This is a genomic window from Janthinobacterium sp. SUN128 (genome assembly GCF_030587275.1).
In the GTDB taxonomy this organism is placed as follows: Bacteria; Pseudomonadota; Gammaproteobacteria; order Burkholderiales; family Burkholderiaceae_D; genus Janthinobacterium; species Janthinobacterium lividum.
This window is the reverse complement of sequence record NZ_JAPWHY010000001.1, coordinates 1,724,783-1,737,530: the sequence shown is the minus strand read 5'-3', so window position 1 is coordinate 1,737,530 and position 12,748 is coordinate 1,724,783. Positions and strand designations below refer to the sequence as shown.

Genomic DNA, 12,748 nt, shown 5'->3' with positions numbered 1-12,748 from the left:
CTGCGCATTCGGCCCACAGCGGGGAGAACTGCCATGCCCTATGAAATCCTGCGCGACAGCATCGCGCTCGAGCAGGCGGGTGACGCCATCCGTTTCCATTTGACCGTTTTCGGGGCGGAAAAGACGTGCCGTATCACCATCACGGCATTGCACAGCCTGGACCAGGGGCATGGCGGCGACTTGCTGGCCATCTTCGACACCCACCGCCTGCGCATCGGCCAGCGTGCCTTCGCCTACCTGAGCCGCGATCTGCTGGTCAGCGGCGTGGTCTTGCGCGCCCTTGATTTTTAGTTACTATTTCCTGTGCTGACGCCAGTGCCCAGGCCGGATATGGTATTTCTGCACAGATCATCAAGTAAATGCAGGTATGGCTGGACGGAAATGTTACATCTGGGTATTCTGCGCATCTGATACTTATTTCTATACGGAAAAAGGTAAGAGGGCGGTTCGTGCCGGCGGCAACGCGGCGCGCGCTGCCACGCAAGGTCAGACATGCAAAGGTGAAGTCGTCCGTTTGCTGAGCGAAACTGTCGTGTTTCGGCTCGCGGCGGACAGGGAACAGTGCTGTCATCTTTAAAATAGTAGGAGAGGTTGCTCATGGATGCAGAAAAGGATGTTGTGTACGGTACAGAAGATTTGTTGATGAGTTTGTGTAACTCGGTGGTTCGGGTGCTCAACGTTGCAACACAAAGCAAGGTCAATTATTCGGGCATGGTGCAGCGCATCACCAAGACGGGTCTGAAGCCGGACATCGGCTGCTTCGTGATGTTCGATGGCGGTTTCACTGGCCTGGTCGTGCTCAATTTTGCCGCCGATACGGCGATGGAAATCTACGAGCGCTACATGTTGCACATGGGTATGCCGAAGTCGGAGCTGGCCAGTTTCTACACGTCGGACGAAGTGTCGAACATCATGGGCGAGCTGATGAACCAGATCGTGGGCGACTTCACGGGCAAGGTGCGGCGCGAACTGCAAACGAATATCACCCAGAGCCAGCCGAAGATGCTGGTGCTGAACAAGCAGGTGATGCTCAGCGTCGACACGCCGCTGGACCGTCCGGAAATGCGCCGCGTCACTTTCTACACGGAAAAGAACAATATTTTCTACCTGGAACTGGCGATCGACCGTACCGAGTTCATCAAATTACATGATTTCGATTCGCGCGAAGTCGATGCCGACTCGCTGATGGATGGCGAATTCGCGAACCGCGAACGGGACGCCGCCCCGGCGCCTGCAGCGGAACCGGAAGACGACGACAACGCCGACCTGCTCAAGTCGCTGGGCATGTAAGCAACTGCCGTTGATCGTGGCTGGCGGCAGGTTTGCCGCCGGCCACTGTCGCATGCGGCTTACAAGGCCTTGCTCATGAATACCCGGCTCGTGCCTTCGGGGCTGCAGGCGATGTCGCCGAAGCGGCGCCAGCCGTGGCGCTCGTAAAACTCGGGTGCCTGGAAACTGATGGTGTACAGCACCGCCGAAGCGCAGCCGCGCCGGCGTCCTTCCTCTTCGAATTGCGCCAGTATCTGGCTGCCCAGACCCAGCCCGCGCAAGGCGGCGGGCAAATAAAACAGATCGAGAAACAGCAGGCCCAGCGAGGTCCGGCCCATGGCGCCGCCCAGCACCCGCTGGCTGTCGCGGTCGCGCACGACCACGCTTAGAGCCTATCCCAGTAGGGAGCGTCATCTGCTGGCAGCGGATCAGGAGCGCGGACAAGGCGTGAGGAGGGCGCGTGGCGAGCCACGCAACGACGAACAACGCAGTCCCCGCTTCTGAGGCGCGCCAGCAGAGGATGTATTCATCTACTGGGATAGGCTCTTAATACCTGCCTGTCCTGGTATCCCGTGATGGCATCGTTATAGGCATTCAAGCCGTCGAGGATGGTTTGCTCGACCTCCGCATCGATCGTGGCGCTGATGCAGATAGTGTAGGGTAAGTCCTTGTGCGGGTGTGCAGGCATGCTCGGTAGGGAAATAGTAAGTAACTGTATAAATATACAGTATTTTGACTATCTGCGGCTGTCTTATTGCGGCAACGTCAATGTTTCCATCCTGCGCTTGCCGACCATGCCGCTTTGCTGGCTGTCATCGAGCGACCAATATTCGAGCGCATACACATAATCGCCATCGGCGATGGTCAGCGATTCCTTCTGGCGCCCGTTGGGCGCCTTGTAATACAGCCGCCGCGCGGGCTTGCCATCCACGGTCTGCTGGAACGATTGCGGCGAAATGCTGACGCGCTTGCCCGTCTTGCCCGCCATCGACATCGCCGTGATCGTCACGTAAGCCTTGTCCGGGCAGCGAGCCAGCAGGTGTGCGCCACTCAAGACGGTGGGCTGCGTTTGATCGAGCGGGAAGCCGAACGGCTGTACGCCGATGATGTCCAGGCAATCCATCTGCTGTGCCAGGCCGTTCAGAACGGCCGGGTCGAGTGCGCTGGTATAGTGTTTTTCGGCGGCCTGCGCCTGGCTCAGTGCCAGGCGGCGCTCCAGTTCGGCCAGCGAGATATCGCTGGGCACGGGCAGCAGGGCGGGGGCGTCAGGATCGGCAGCGCTGGACGTTTCCGCCTGCATGCGCGCGGCGACGGAGTGGCTGCGCTCGGCGCCAGCAATCCCATCCGTGGCATGGGCGGATGGCGCGGCGCAGGCCATGGTCAGCGCCAAGGCGGTGTGTTTCAGCATGAAGTTTCCTGCAATCTGATGTAAATGACCCGCATTGTGTCTCAGATTGCTGGCGCATGCGCGCGCTTTGCTAATGTGCGGCCATCGCCGAGGCAATCTCGATCGAGCTCAGTTTCCAGCCCCACACGCCATGGCGCAGCAGGACGAGCGCGCCTTCCTGCGCATTGCCATCCTTGGCGCGCACGACGAAAGTGTTCACGCCGGCATAGCCCGCCGTATAGTCGGCCTTCTTCCGTGCACCATCGGCGGGCGCATCCGGATTCGCATTCACCTCTGCCTGCGGGCTGACGGCGCTCTTGTTGACCAGCGCGACCACGCCGGCGGGCGAGACCATGGTGTCGACCATCTTGCCCAGCATGGCGTTGGCGATCGACTGTCCCAGGGCGGCCAGCGGGTTGCCGCTGCCGGCTGTCGCCTCGATGCTGCGGGCCATGCTGGCTTCCAGCTGCGTCTTGACGCTGGCGCGCAGGGCGGGGAAGTCCACGTGTGCGGCCAGCGCGTCGGCATTGCGCTCGGCCAGCGCAGTCTTAATTTGGTGCAAGGTGTAGTACGGCGAAGCGTAGACGGTGGCGGCGATGGCAATGATGGCCGCAGCGGCGGCAATGGTAGTTTTTTTCAAGTGATGCCTGTGAGTCCGGTAGGGTTGGGATGCGCCCGCACAATCCCAATGTCTGGTGGCGGGCGAGCACGCAGCCTAACTGCTAAAGACGGACAAGGCAATAATGATTCCTGGATAATTTTATCTTGAGCGCGCATGCGATGATTGCCAGGCGAGAGCAGGCATCGACGTGGATTACTGTACTCGATGCCGCTATTGCCTCGGGTTCTGTAACTGATCGTGGATGGCTTGCAAGGAGTTGTTCGCCTCGGCGCAATTGCTTGGGCTGGGCACAAACAAGATTTTGAATTTTGCATGCGTATGAAGCTTGTTCAGACGTGAAAGCCTTGCGAAAAGACGGCCAAACAGGGCGGGACTGATTCTCTCGTTAAAGAGGTAGGCGCAGTTGGGATCGGCTTTTAGCGTTGTTGCGTCGAATTTGTTGGCTTCTAGTCCAGTCGCATACAGCACCTTGCTCAAACGCGCAGTCGCATCATATTTTTCCATCTCGGACACGCTTCCCGCTTCCATCGCGAGCACGTCTACCTGCCGGAACAGTTCACGCTCGGTTGCTCTGTGTAACAAGGCTGTAGTGACCTCCGTCATGCTGGAAATGAGACCCGTGTCGGTGTTGCGCTGGCCTAGTTCGGACACGAAACGTTCATAGGTCAACGCGTCCTGGATGCGACCAACGTCGGCCCCTGCGTTTTTTACCAGGGAAATCGTCACATAGTTCAATTGGGGAGGCTTTTCGCTAGTCGATGGTGCTCCGGTCCGTGTCGGTGTCTCGGTCGTGGTCGCCACACTGGCAGGAGTGGTTCGTGCACTGTCGTTGCGGTCGTCAATGAACAGTTCGCCGGTACTCGGCTTGTAGCAGAGGTCTTTCCATGGCACAGGTATGTTTCGGATGCTTTGGCGCACAAAGACGATATCGCCGGTGCGAAGTGGGGAGGTTGGCATGTTGTCCGGGCCATTCCTGTCGTCCAGCACGAAGGTAATCTGGCCAAAAAGGTCATCCTTGCTTTTGGCGCTTGCCAGGGCGGTCTGGAAGAGCGAGGTGAGGGGCCCCTGAAGATAGGCAGGCACCCCAGCCGATGCCTGAGCTCCCAGGTCGGCGATATTTTTCAGCAGGTTATCGGCGAGCTTGTCGCCGTTGGATTGATCAAACTCGAGGATGGAAAATTTGAGGGCCAATCCACCGCCGGTATAGAGGACGGGACCATATACATTGGTATTCACGTCGGGAATCCGGCGCTGTCGGGTCATATGATTTTCGCTGAAAAAGACCAGGCGCCCGGGGATGCCCGCAGTGCCGGGCGCGATCATCGAACCACCCTTGACGGTAATGTCAGCGAATATGCCGACTTGGACGATTGGCTTCGGAGCCCATTTCCAATTTGTCTCGGGGGCGTAGTCGAAATACGCCCCTTTTAGCTTGATCGTCAGGGTGTCGATGTTGGGAGTAAACAAGCGCTGAGGATAGCTGTTCTTGAAATAATTCCCATCTTCCCAGGCATCAACACCACACCGCTGCTGGTCTGTAAATGGCTTGACATGCCGGTACTCGTTCAGGCCCAAGTATTTTTGTGTCTCCTCGCCAGCGGCCCGTGGGGAGGAAGTCAACAGGGTTGCAACGACAATCATTGCTAACTTCATGCGACCTCCAGAATCGGTTGTTTTAGTGGGTATCTCGACCAGCAATGCAACGCGTAGGATGATTCCTACTTATTTTAGTTGGTTAAATATAAACAATTCTAATCAATTGTCACTAATCTGTCGTAATTTTGAGCAGGAGATATGTGGCGGCTGTGTATCCTGGCGGTTGAAATGTTGTGCGGGATGATCGCCGGGCAATGTTGATCAGCTGGCTCACCCGGTTCGCCATGCTTGTCGTTGTTGATGACTTAACGCCAAGGTCAGTGGTGGATTGCATGTTTGCGCTCACGCTAGCCCATGGCGGTTGGCGGGAGCGTTCCCGCGTCATGCATCGCGATCCATGCAATTGCCAGTCATGCTTTTATGGCTGCTATACAGTTGCTCATGGTCGGTGCTGTATAATGGAAGGAAAGTACTTAACTAGCTGTTTTAACTGAATAAAGACCCAATATCACATGCTATCTACAGCAAATATTACAATGCAGTTTGGCGCCAAGCCATTGTTTGAGAATATCTCCGTCAAGTTCGGCGACGGCAACCGCTATGGTTTGATCGGCGCGAACGGCTGCGGCAAGTCGACGTTCATGAAGATCCTGGGCGGCGACCTGGATCCGTCGGGCGGCAACGTCATGCTCGATACCAACGAACGCCTGGGCAAGCTGCGCCAGGACCAGTTTGCCTTTGAAGACATGCGCGTCCTCGACGTCGTCATGATGGGCCACACGGAAATGTGGGCTGCCATCCAGCAGCGCGACGCGATCTACGCGAACCCGGAAGCGACCGACGACGACTACATGCAGGCCGCCGATCTGGAAGGCAAAGTCTCCGAATACGACGGCTACACGGCTGAATCGCGCGCCGGCGAACTGCTGCTGGGCGCCGGTGTCGCCATCGACCTGCATCAGGGCCCGATGAGCAATGTGTCGCCAGGCTGGAAGCTGCGCGTGCTGCTGGCGCAGGCGCTGTTCTCGAACCCGGACATCCTGCTGCTCGACGAGCCGACGAATAACCTGGACATCAACACGATTCGCTGGCTGGAAGACGTGCTCAACGAGCGCAATTCCACCATGATCATCATTTCCCATGATCGCCACTTCCTGAACCAGGTGTGCACCCACGTGGCCGACATGGACTACGGCACCCTGAAGATTTATCCAGGCAACTACGACGAATACATGTTCGCTTCGACCCAGGCGCGCAACCAGCAACTGGCCAACAACGCGAAAGCGAAAGACAAGGTTGCCGAGCTGCAGGAATTCGTGCGCCGCTTCGCCGCGAACAAATCGAAGGCCCGCCAGGCCACGTCGCGCGCCAAGCAGATCGAAAAGATCAAGGTCGACGACATCAAGCCATCGTCGCGCGCCTATCCGTTCGTGCGTTTCGACGGCGAAAAGAAATTGCACCGTCTGGCCGTGGAAGTCGAAAACATCTCGAAAGGTTTCGACCGCCAGCTGTTCAAGAATTTCAGCATCATGGTCGAGGCGGGCGAGCGCATCGCCATCATCGGCGCCAACGGTGCCGGCAAGACCACCATGCTGCGTTGCATCGCGGGCGACATCGCCGGCCTGCAGCCTGACCAGGGCCGCGTGAAGTGGGCGGAAAACGCCAACGTCGGCTACATGCCGCAAGACCCGACGGAAGATTTCGCCAAAGACACGAACCTGACCGACTGGATCGGCCAGTGGACGAAAGAGGGCGACGACGATCAGGCCGTGCGTTCCATCCTGGGCCGCTTGCTGTTCGGCGGTGACGATGTGAAAAAGGCCGTCAAGGTACTGTCCGGTGGTGAAAAAGGCCGCATGATGTACGGCAAGCTGATGCTGGGCCGCCACAACGTGCTGATGCTCGATGAGCCGACCAACCACATGGACATGGAATCGATCGAATCGCTGAACATCGCGCTGGAAAAATACGCGGGCACCCTGATCTTCGTGTCGCATGACCGCGAATTCGTCTCTTCGCTGGCCAACCGCATCATCGAGATCAAGGAAGATGAAGTGGTCGATTACCGCGGCAACTATGAGGATTACCTCAAGAGTCAAGGTATTGATTAATTGCTGGAGTAACGTTGCGTCGGATTACGCGCTGTGCGCTAATCCGACCTACGCCAGATGCAAACGGTTGGCACAGGCCGGTAGGTCGGATTAGCGTAGCGTAATCCGACATTACAATGCCAGCTGCATCGCCAACCGCCAGCACCACACCGACGCGCCGCGGTCCTTTCGTTCCGGCGCACCTGCTTCATTACGTTCGTGCCGGTCTATCCCGTTTTTGTTTGACACAGCCATGCAAACTTTAGCCATCAAATCCGTCGAGTATGAACACCCACAAGACGGAGCCAGCTGCACTGCCCACGCCTGGGCACGCACGCCAGCGACGCCTTCCCCGGCTGAAAAAGCCGAACTGATCACGCGCATCAAGCGCCTGCTGATCGAGCGCGAAGCCGTGCTCGTTGCCCACTATTACGTTGATGCTGACCTGCAAGACCTGGCGGAAGCCACGGGCGGCTGCGTTTCCGATTCCCTGGAAATGGCCCGCTTCGGGCGCGACCATCCGGCCAAGACCCTGGTCGTGGCCGGTGTGCGTTTCATGGGCGAAACGGCGAAGATCCTCAGTCCCGAAAAAACGGTATTGATGCCCGACCTCGACGCGACCTGTTCGCTCGATCTCGGCTGCCCGGTGGACGAATTCACGGCCTTCTGCGACGCCCATCCGGACCGCACGGTCGTCGTCTACGCCAACACCAGCGCGGCGGTCAAGGCGCGCGCGGACTGGATGGTGACGTCGTCCATCGGCCTCGACATCGTTGCCCACCTGCATGCGCAGGGCAAGAAAATCCTGTGGGCACCGGACAAGCACCTGGGCTCGTATATCCAGAAGCAAACGGGCGCCGACATGCTGCTGTGGCAGGGCAGCTGCCTCGTGCACGACGAATTCAAGGGTATCGAACTCGACCTGCTCAAGGAAGAGTATCCGCAAGCCAAGGTACTCGTGCATCCGGAGTCGCCCGCCAACGTGGTGGCCCTGGCCGACATGGTCGGTTCCACGTCGCAAATGATTGCGGCAGCGCAAACCATGGACACGGACACTTTTATTGTCGCCACCGACAACGGCATCCTGCACAAGATGCGCGCGGCCGCGCCGGGCAAGCGTTTCATCGAAGCGCCCACGGCCGGCAACAGCGCCACCTGCAAAAGCTGCGCGCATTGCCCGTGGATGGCCATGAATGGCTTGCTGAACCTGGCGCAGACGCTGGAAAACATGCACAACGAAATCCACGTCGATCCCGCCGTCGGCCAACTGGCCGTGCGCTCGATCAACCGCATGCTCGATTTTGCCGCCGCCAAGAAGGCGGGCCTCAAGCCGGGCGCGGACCTGGCAAAAGAAACCACATTGTTCCAAGGAATCGGTCCAGCATGAGTACCCTCGTTAATTCTTTCGCCCCTTTCGATCCCGCCCTGGCGCGCGCATTCGAAGGCAATTTGCTGGCCGCCTTGCTGGAAGACGTGGGCCAGTGCGACCTGACGGGCGAGCTGGTGCCGCCTGATCACATCGTCACGGCCCGTGTCATCGTGCGCGAAGCAGCCGTGCTGTGCGGCGCACCTTGGTTCGAAGGCATCATGAAAAGCCTGGACCGCAGCATCGACATCGTTTGGCATTACGCCGAAGGCGACATGATGGCGGCCGACAGCGTCGTCTGCACCATCGAAGCGCCTGCGCGCGCCTTGCTTACGGCCGAGCGCAGCGCCCTCAATTTCCTGCAATTGCTGTCGGCCGTGGCCACGGCCACGCGCCAGTATGTCGACGTGATCGCCGGCACCAAGGCGTCCATTTTAGATACGCGCAAGACCTTGCCCGGCCTGCGCCTGGCGCAAAAGTATGCGGTGCGCGTCGGTGGCGGCAAGAACCAGCGCCTGGCCCTGTACGACGGCATCCTGATCAAGGAAAACCATATCGCGGCCGCGGGCGGCGTCAGCCAGGCCCTGGAAAACGCGCGCAACCTCGACGCGGGCGTGCCCGTGCAGATCGAGGTGGAAACCCTGGCGCAATTGCAGGAAGCGCTGGATGCGGGCGCCGTCTCCGTCTTGCTCGATAACTTCAGCAACGACATGATGCGCGAGGCCGTGGCCATCACCAAAGGCCGCGCCTTGCTGGAAGCGTCCGGCGGCATCAATTTCGATACCGTGCGCGCGATTGCCGAAACGGGCGTGGACCGCATCTCGATCGGCAGCCTGACCAAGGATGTGCGGGCCACCGATTACTCCTTGCGCATCGTCGGCTGATGAGAAGAGCAGGGCGGCGCCTGCTGGCTCTGGCGCTGCTGGCGCCTGCGCTGGCTGTGCCATCGCAGGCGCCAGCCCGGGAATTGCTGGCCGTGGGGGCGCAGTTCGAGCGCGTGTTCGAGTACCAGGACAGCGGTGAATACGGCGGCCTGGGCGCGGAACTGCTGCGCCTGATGGCGGCGCGCACGGGTAACACCGTGCGTTTTCGCATGGTGCCGTGGGCGCGCGCGCAAGCCATGCTGGTGCAAGGCCAGGCCGATATCCTGATCGGCCCCTACAAGACGCCCGAGCGTATCGCCAGCATGGCGTTTTCCGACAAGCCGTTCTACCAGGACCAGATGGTCTTTTATACGCGCCAGGACGCCAGCTTCGGCTGGGATGGCGACTACGCGGTGCTGAAGAACCGCCGGGTGGTGCTGCTCAATGGCTGGGCCTATGGCGCGGACTGGGAGCGCGTGCGGCCCGGCTTGCAGGTCAGCGTGGCCAACAATGTGGAAAATGGCTTGAAGATGCTGGTGCACAACCACGTCGACGTGTTTGTCAGCAACCGCCGCAACACCGATCCCGTGATTGCGCGCCTCGGCTATGGACGCCAGGTGAAACCCCTGCCCAAAGTCATAGAACTGCAAAACGGCTATTTCGCCTTCCCCCGCTCGCCCACCTTCGACAAGCTGCGCCTGCAGTTCGACCAGGAGCTGAATAACCTGATCGAGACGGGCGAACTGAAAAGACTGGGCAAGCGCTACGACGTCACCGTGCCCTGATGGATACGCATGCCGGCCCGCAGGGCGGCATGCGTGGTGGCACTACAACTGGCGTGCCTCGAACGTATTGCACTGGGAAATCTGGCCGCTTTCGATGCCTTTGGTAAACCAGCGCACGCGCTGCTCCGAGGTGCCATGCGTAAACGAATCCGGCACGACATGGCCTTGCGACTGCCGCTGCAGCGCATCGTCGCCAATGGCCGTGGCCGCTTTCAGGGCCGCTTCCACGTCGCCCTGTTCCAGGATCTTGCGGTCGGCGTTCGCGTGATACGCCCACACGCCGGCAAAGCAGTCGGCCTGCAATTCCAGGCGCACGGACATGGCGTTGGCCTGGCGTTCCGATTGCGTGCGGCGCGCCTTGTCGACCTTCTCGGACAAGCCCAGCAGGTTTTGCACGTGGTGGCCCACTTCATGGGCGATCACATACGCTTCGGCGAATTCACCCGACACCTTGAAGCGCTGCTGCATCAGATTGAAGAAATCGAGATCCAGGTAGACTTTCTGGTCGCCGGGGCAGTAGAAGGGACCGCTGGCGCTCTGGCCCGTGCCGCAAGCGGTCGGCGTGCTGCCGGAAAACAGCACCAGCTTGGGTTTCACATAGCTGCCGCCCTCGGCCTTGAACAGGGCGCCCCACGTATCTTCCGTATCGGCCAGCACGGTTTTCACGAAGCGGGCCATCTCGTCCGATTCGGGCGGCTGGCGCGCCGGTGCCTGGCTTTGCTGGGTGCTGACCTGGCCGCCACCGCCGCTGAGCAGATTCAGCAAGGTCAAGGGATTAACGCCCAGCACATACGAGCCGACGAGGGCGATGACGATGGTGCCGATGCCGATCGAGCGCCCGCCAAAACCAAAGCCGCCCCCGCCGCCGCCGCCGTCTTCGCCACGGCGATCTTCCACATTGTCGCTTTCGCGATTGCCTTCCCATTTCATGATATCTACTCCTGCTGCGATTTGCGATTGATTGGTGACGCCGCAAGATGTCTCTTGCGGTGAATCTGATAACGAATCTTACAATTATCGCAGCAAACCGCGCCGCGACAGGAGCGACAGTGTTACGCTTTGCAACTTTCCAACCACATCACAACAGGTGCATGCATGGCGCTTGCCAACGATACACTCATTTCGGCCACGGCGGTGGTCCAGGCACAACTGGATGCCTATAACGCACACGACGTGCCGGCCTTGCTGGCCATCTATGCCGATGACGCGCAGCAATTCCAGCATCCCGATACCTTGCTGGCTCAGGGCAGCGCGCAGATCGGTCCCCGTTTCACGGCCCGCTTCGCCGCCAGCCGGCCGCGGGCGCAGTTGCTGAACCGCATCGCCTGCGGCAAGCTGGTGATCGACCATGAAATCGTCCATGGCGACACGGATGATGGCGTATCGGCGCAGGAACTGGTGGCGACATATGAAGTGACGCACGGTCGCATCAGCCGTGCCTGGTTCGGCTTTGGCGCGCTGACGCGCCTGCGCGTGGCGCTGCCGGCCGATGTGCCGCAAATGAATGCGCTGATCGCCCGTTCCGGCGTGGAACTGAGCGCGGGGTTTTATACGCAGGAACAGGCCGAGTCCGTGACGCGCCACGTGTTCGGCGTCGATACGCAACTCGTTGCCGACCGGACGTATTTCGTGATCGAACGCGATGGCGCCATGCTGGCCTGCGGCGGCTGGAGCCAGCGCGCCACCCTGTATGGCGCCGATCGCGCCAAGAGCGGGCCGGACCCGCTGCTCGATCCGGCCAGCCAGCCGGGCCGCATCCGCGCTTTTTTTGTGGAACCCGCGGCCGCGCGCCAGGGCCTGGGCAGCATGCTGATGCGCCATTGCGAGCGCCAGGCGCTGTCCGCCGGCTTTACCGCCCTGGAACTGGCCGCCACCTTGCCGGGCGTGCCGCTGTACCTGGCCAGCGGCTTTGCCGTCACGGAAGAGTTTCACCTTGACTTGCCCGACGACATCAAGCTGCCGCTGGTGCGCATGCACAAGCGGCTGTGATGCGACGCTTTACCACGGCAGCGGAGCTTGCTCCCCGTTGGCGTGTTCGCCGTAGTACAGCGACGGCAGAAAGCGCGACAGATAGGTAAATTCGCTGTAGCAATGGCGCAGCAAGTTCAGGCCCAGCACGTCGGGCACGTCGCGCACGGGGTTGAGGCTGTTGCGCCCCAGCAGGAAGCGGCTGCGCAGCACGCAGCCCGTGGGCGTATCGCGCGCCAGGTGCAGCATTTCCCCGTCGAGCGGATCGCCGTACGGGTCAAGCACGACGTAATCGCCAAAGCCGATGCGCGCGCAGACGGCGGCAGACAGGGCACCGCTGTCCTGTGCGCGGCGCAGTTGCTCCGCATCGAACACGTCTTTCGGATCATGGAACTTCAGCTTGGCTTTCACGGGCGGAATGTCGCCCAGGGATTCCACTGCCTCGATCGAGGCGCCGTAGTAACTCTCTCCCTTTTTCCACGCGCCGTTCCAGCCGTGATGGGCCACGTGATCGTGCGGGTGCCACCACTTGATGTGCTGTGTCGTCTCGAAAAACGTAAACCACCAGTCCAGCATGCGTCCGCTGCAGCCGTGCAGCTCCGTGCGCGCCGCCACCAGCAGGCAACCGTCTTGCAGGCGCGTGATGCCCGTTTCCAGGTGCAGGGGAAACGGGTCGAGCAAGTCGCCCGTGTCGGTGATGTTCCATGGGAATTGAATATGCTGCGTCATGTCATTCTCCGTTGTTTGGGTAAAACAATTATATATTAAAGAAACGTATAACGTTTCCAAAATTGGATTCAGT

Annotated in this window: 12 protein-coding genes and 1 pseudogene; 7 read left to right on the top strand and 6 right to left on the bottom strand. The window is 60.0% G+C overall.

Features of this window, described 5'->3' with window-relative positions; translation table 11 throughout:
- The first annotated feature begins 33 nt into the window (after window positions 1-33).
- Both O3297_RS07880 and O3297_RS07875 read left to right on the top strand, forming a co-directional pair.
- On the top strand, window positions 34-291 hold the full coding sequence (locus tag O3297_RS07880; protein WP_305048279.1) for a DUF1488 family protein: 258 nt from the start codon (window positions 34-36) through the stop codon (window positions 289-291).
- Window positions 292-597: 306 nt separating this feature from the next.
- Window positions 598-1,290, top strand: a complete 693-nt coding sequence (locus O3297_RS07875; protein WP_034784631.1) for a DUF3334 family protein — start codon at window positions 598-600, stop codon at window positions 1,288-1,290.
- Window positions 1,291-1,349: 59 nt separating this feature from the next.
- Here O3297_RS07875 and O3297_RS07870 read toward each other — a convergent pair.
- From O3297_RS07870 to O3297_RS07855, 4 genes and pseudogenes are all read right to left on the bottom strand, one after another.
- Window positions 1,350-1,658 (bottom strand): annotated as a pseudogene (locus O3297_RS07870) (GNAT family N-acetyltransferase); the annotation flags it as partial.
- Window positions 1,659-2,020: 362 nt separating this feature from the next.
- Window positions 2,021-2,677, bottom strand: a complete 657-nt coding sequence (locus O3297_RS07865) for a hypothetical protein (RefSeq protein WP_305048278.1) — start codon at window positions 2,675-2,677, stop codon at window positions 2,021-2,023.
- Between the two features lie 70 nt (window positions 2,678-2,747).
- On the bottom strand, window positions 2,748-3,296 hold the full coding sequence (locus O3297_RS07860; protein ID WP_305048277.1) for a DUF2939 domain-containing protein: 549 nt from the start codon (window positions 3,294-3,296) through the stop codon (window positions 2,748-2,750).
- Between the two features lie 192 nt (window positions 3,297-3,488).
- Window positions 3,489-4,931: a hypothetical protein gene (locus O3297_RS07855; protein WP_305048276.1), complete on the bottom strand. Its 1,443-nt coding sequence runs from the start codon at window positions 4,929-4,931 to the stop codon at window positions 3,489-3,491.
- A 455-nt stretch (window positions 4,932-5,386) separates the two neighbouring features.
- Here O3297_RS07855 and O3297_RS07850 point away from each other — a divergent pair, with 455 nt between their 5' ends.
- The 4 genes from O3297_RS07850 to O3297_RS07835 all read left to right on the top strand — a co-directional run bounded on the left by O3297_RS07850 (window position 5,387) and on the right by O3297_RS07835 (window position 9,978).
- Window positions 5,387-6,985, top strand: a complete 1,599-nt coding sequence (locus O3297_RS07850; RefSeq protein ID WP_034784627.1) for an ABC-F family ATPase — start codon at window positions 5,387-5,389, stop codon at window positions 6,983-6,985.
- A gap of 232 nt (window positions 6,986-7,217) precedes the next feature.
- A complete protein-coding gene (nadA, locus tag O3297_RS07845) occupies window positions 7,218-8,351 on the top strand; it encodes a quinolinate synthase NadA (protein ID WP_034756048.1) in 1,134 nt (377 codons plus the stop codon).
- Entirely contained in the window at window positions 8,348-9,214 is an 867-nt protein-coding gene (gene nadC, locus O3297_RS07840; RefSeq protein WP_070259452.1) for a carboxylating nicotinate-nucleotide diphosphorylase, read from the top strand. The genes nadA and nadC overlap by 4 nt, the downstream gene beginning before the upstream one ends.
- Window positions 9,214-9,978 (top strand): ABC transporter substrate-binding protein, encoded by a 765-nt coding sequence (locus tag O3297_RS07835; protein WP_211549772.1) that lies wholly within the window; start codon window positions 9,214-9,216, stop codon window positions 9,976-9,978. Before nadC ends, O3297_RS07835 begins: the two co-directional genes overlap by 1 nt.
- A gap of 42 nt (window positions 9,979-10,020) precedes the next feature.
- On the opposite strand, the gene O3297_RS07830 is transcribed toward O3297_RS07835, so the two are convergent.
- Complete coding sequence (locus O3297_RS07830; RefSeq protein WP_305048275.1) at window positions 10,021-10,908, bottom strand: neutral zinc metallopeptidase; 888 nt, start codon at window positions 10,906-10,908, stop codon at window positions 10,021-10,023.
- Between the two features lie 165 nt (window positions 10,909-11,073).
- On the opposite strand from O3297_RS07830, the gene O3297_RS07825 reads away from it, so the two are divergent.
- On the top strand, window positions 11,074-11,967 hold the full coding sequence (locus tag O3297_RS07825) for a GNAT family N-acetyltransferase (protein WP_305048274.1): 894 nt from the start codon (window positions 11,074-11,076) through the stop codon (window positions 11,965-11,967).
- Between the two features lie 9 nt (window positions 11,968-11,976).
- Here the strand turns inward: O3297_RS07825 and O3297_RS07820 are convergent, their stop codons facing one another.
- A complete protein-coding gene (locus O3297_RS07820; protein ID WP_099393751.1) occupies window positions 11,977-12,675 on the bottom strand; it encodes a DAPG hydrolase family protein in 699 nt (232 codons plus the stop codon).
- Between the last annotated feature and the right edge of the window lie 73 nt (window positions 12,676-12,748).

Coding starts and splice junctions, on each gene's coding strand:
- O3297_RS07880 (WP_305048279.1), top strand. CDS start 34: ATGCCCTATGAAATCCTGCGCGACAGCATCGCGCTCGAGCAGGCGGGT.
- O3297_RS07875 (WP_034784631.1), top strand. CDS start 598: ATGGATGCAGAAAAGGATGTTGTGTACGGTACAGAAGATTTGTTGATG.
- O3297_RS07865 (WP_305048278.1), bottom strand. CDS start 2,677: ATGCTGAAACACACCGCCTTGGCGCTGACCATGGCCTGCGCCGCGCCA.
- O3297_RS07855 (WP_305048276.1), bottom strand. CDS start 4,931: ATGAAGTTAGCAATGATTGTCGTTGCAACCCTGTTGACTTCCTCCCCA.
- O3297_RS07850 (WP_034784627.1), top strand. CDS start 5,387: ATGCTATCTACAGCAAATATTACAATGCAGTTTGGCGCCAAGCCATTG.
- nadA (WP_034756048.1), top strand. CDS start 7,218: ATGCAAACTTTAGCCATCAAATCCGTCGAGTATGAACACCCACAAGAC.
- nadC (WP_070259452.1), top strand. CDS start 8,348: ATGAGTACCCTCGTTAATTCTTTCGCCCCTTTCGATCCCGCCCTGGCG.
- O3297_RS07835 (WP_211549772.1), top strand. CDS start 9,214: ATGAGAAGAGCAGGGCGGCGCCTGCTGGCTCTGGCGCTGCTGGCGCCT.
- O3297_RS07830 (WP_305048275.1), bottom strand. CDS start 10,908: ATGAAATGGGAAGGCAATCGCGAAAGCGACAATGTGGAAGATCGCCGT.
- O3297_RS07825 (WP_305048274.1), top strand. CDS start 11,074: ATGGCGCTTGCCAACGATACACTCATTTCGGCCACGGCGGTGGTCCAG.
- O3297_RS07820 (WP_099393751.1), bottom strand. CDS start 12,675: ATGACGCAGCATATTCAATTCCCATGGAACATCACCGACACGGGCGAC.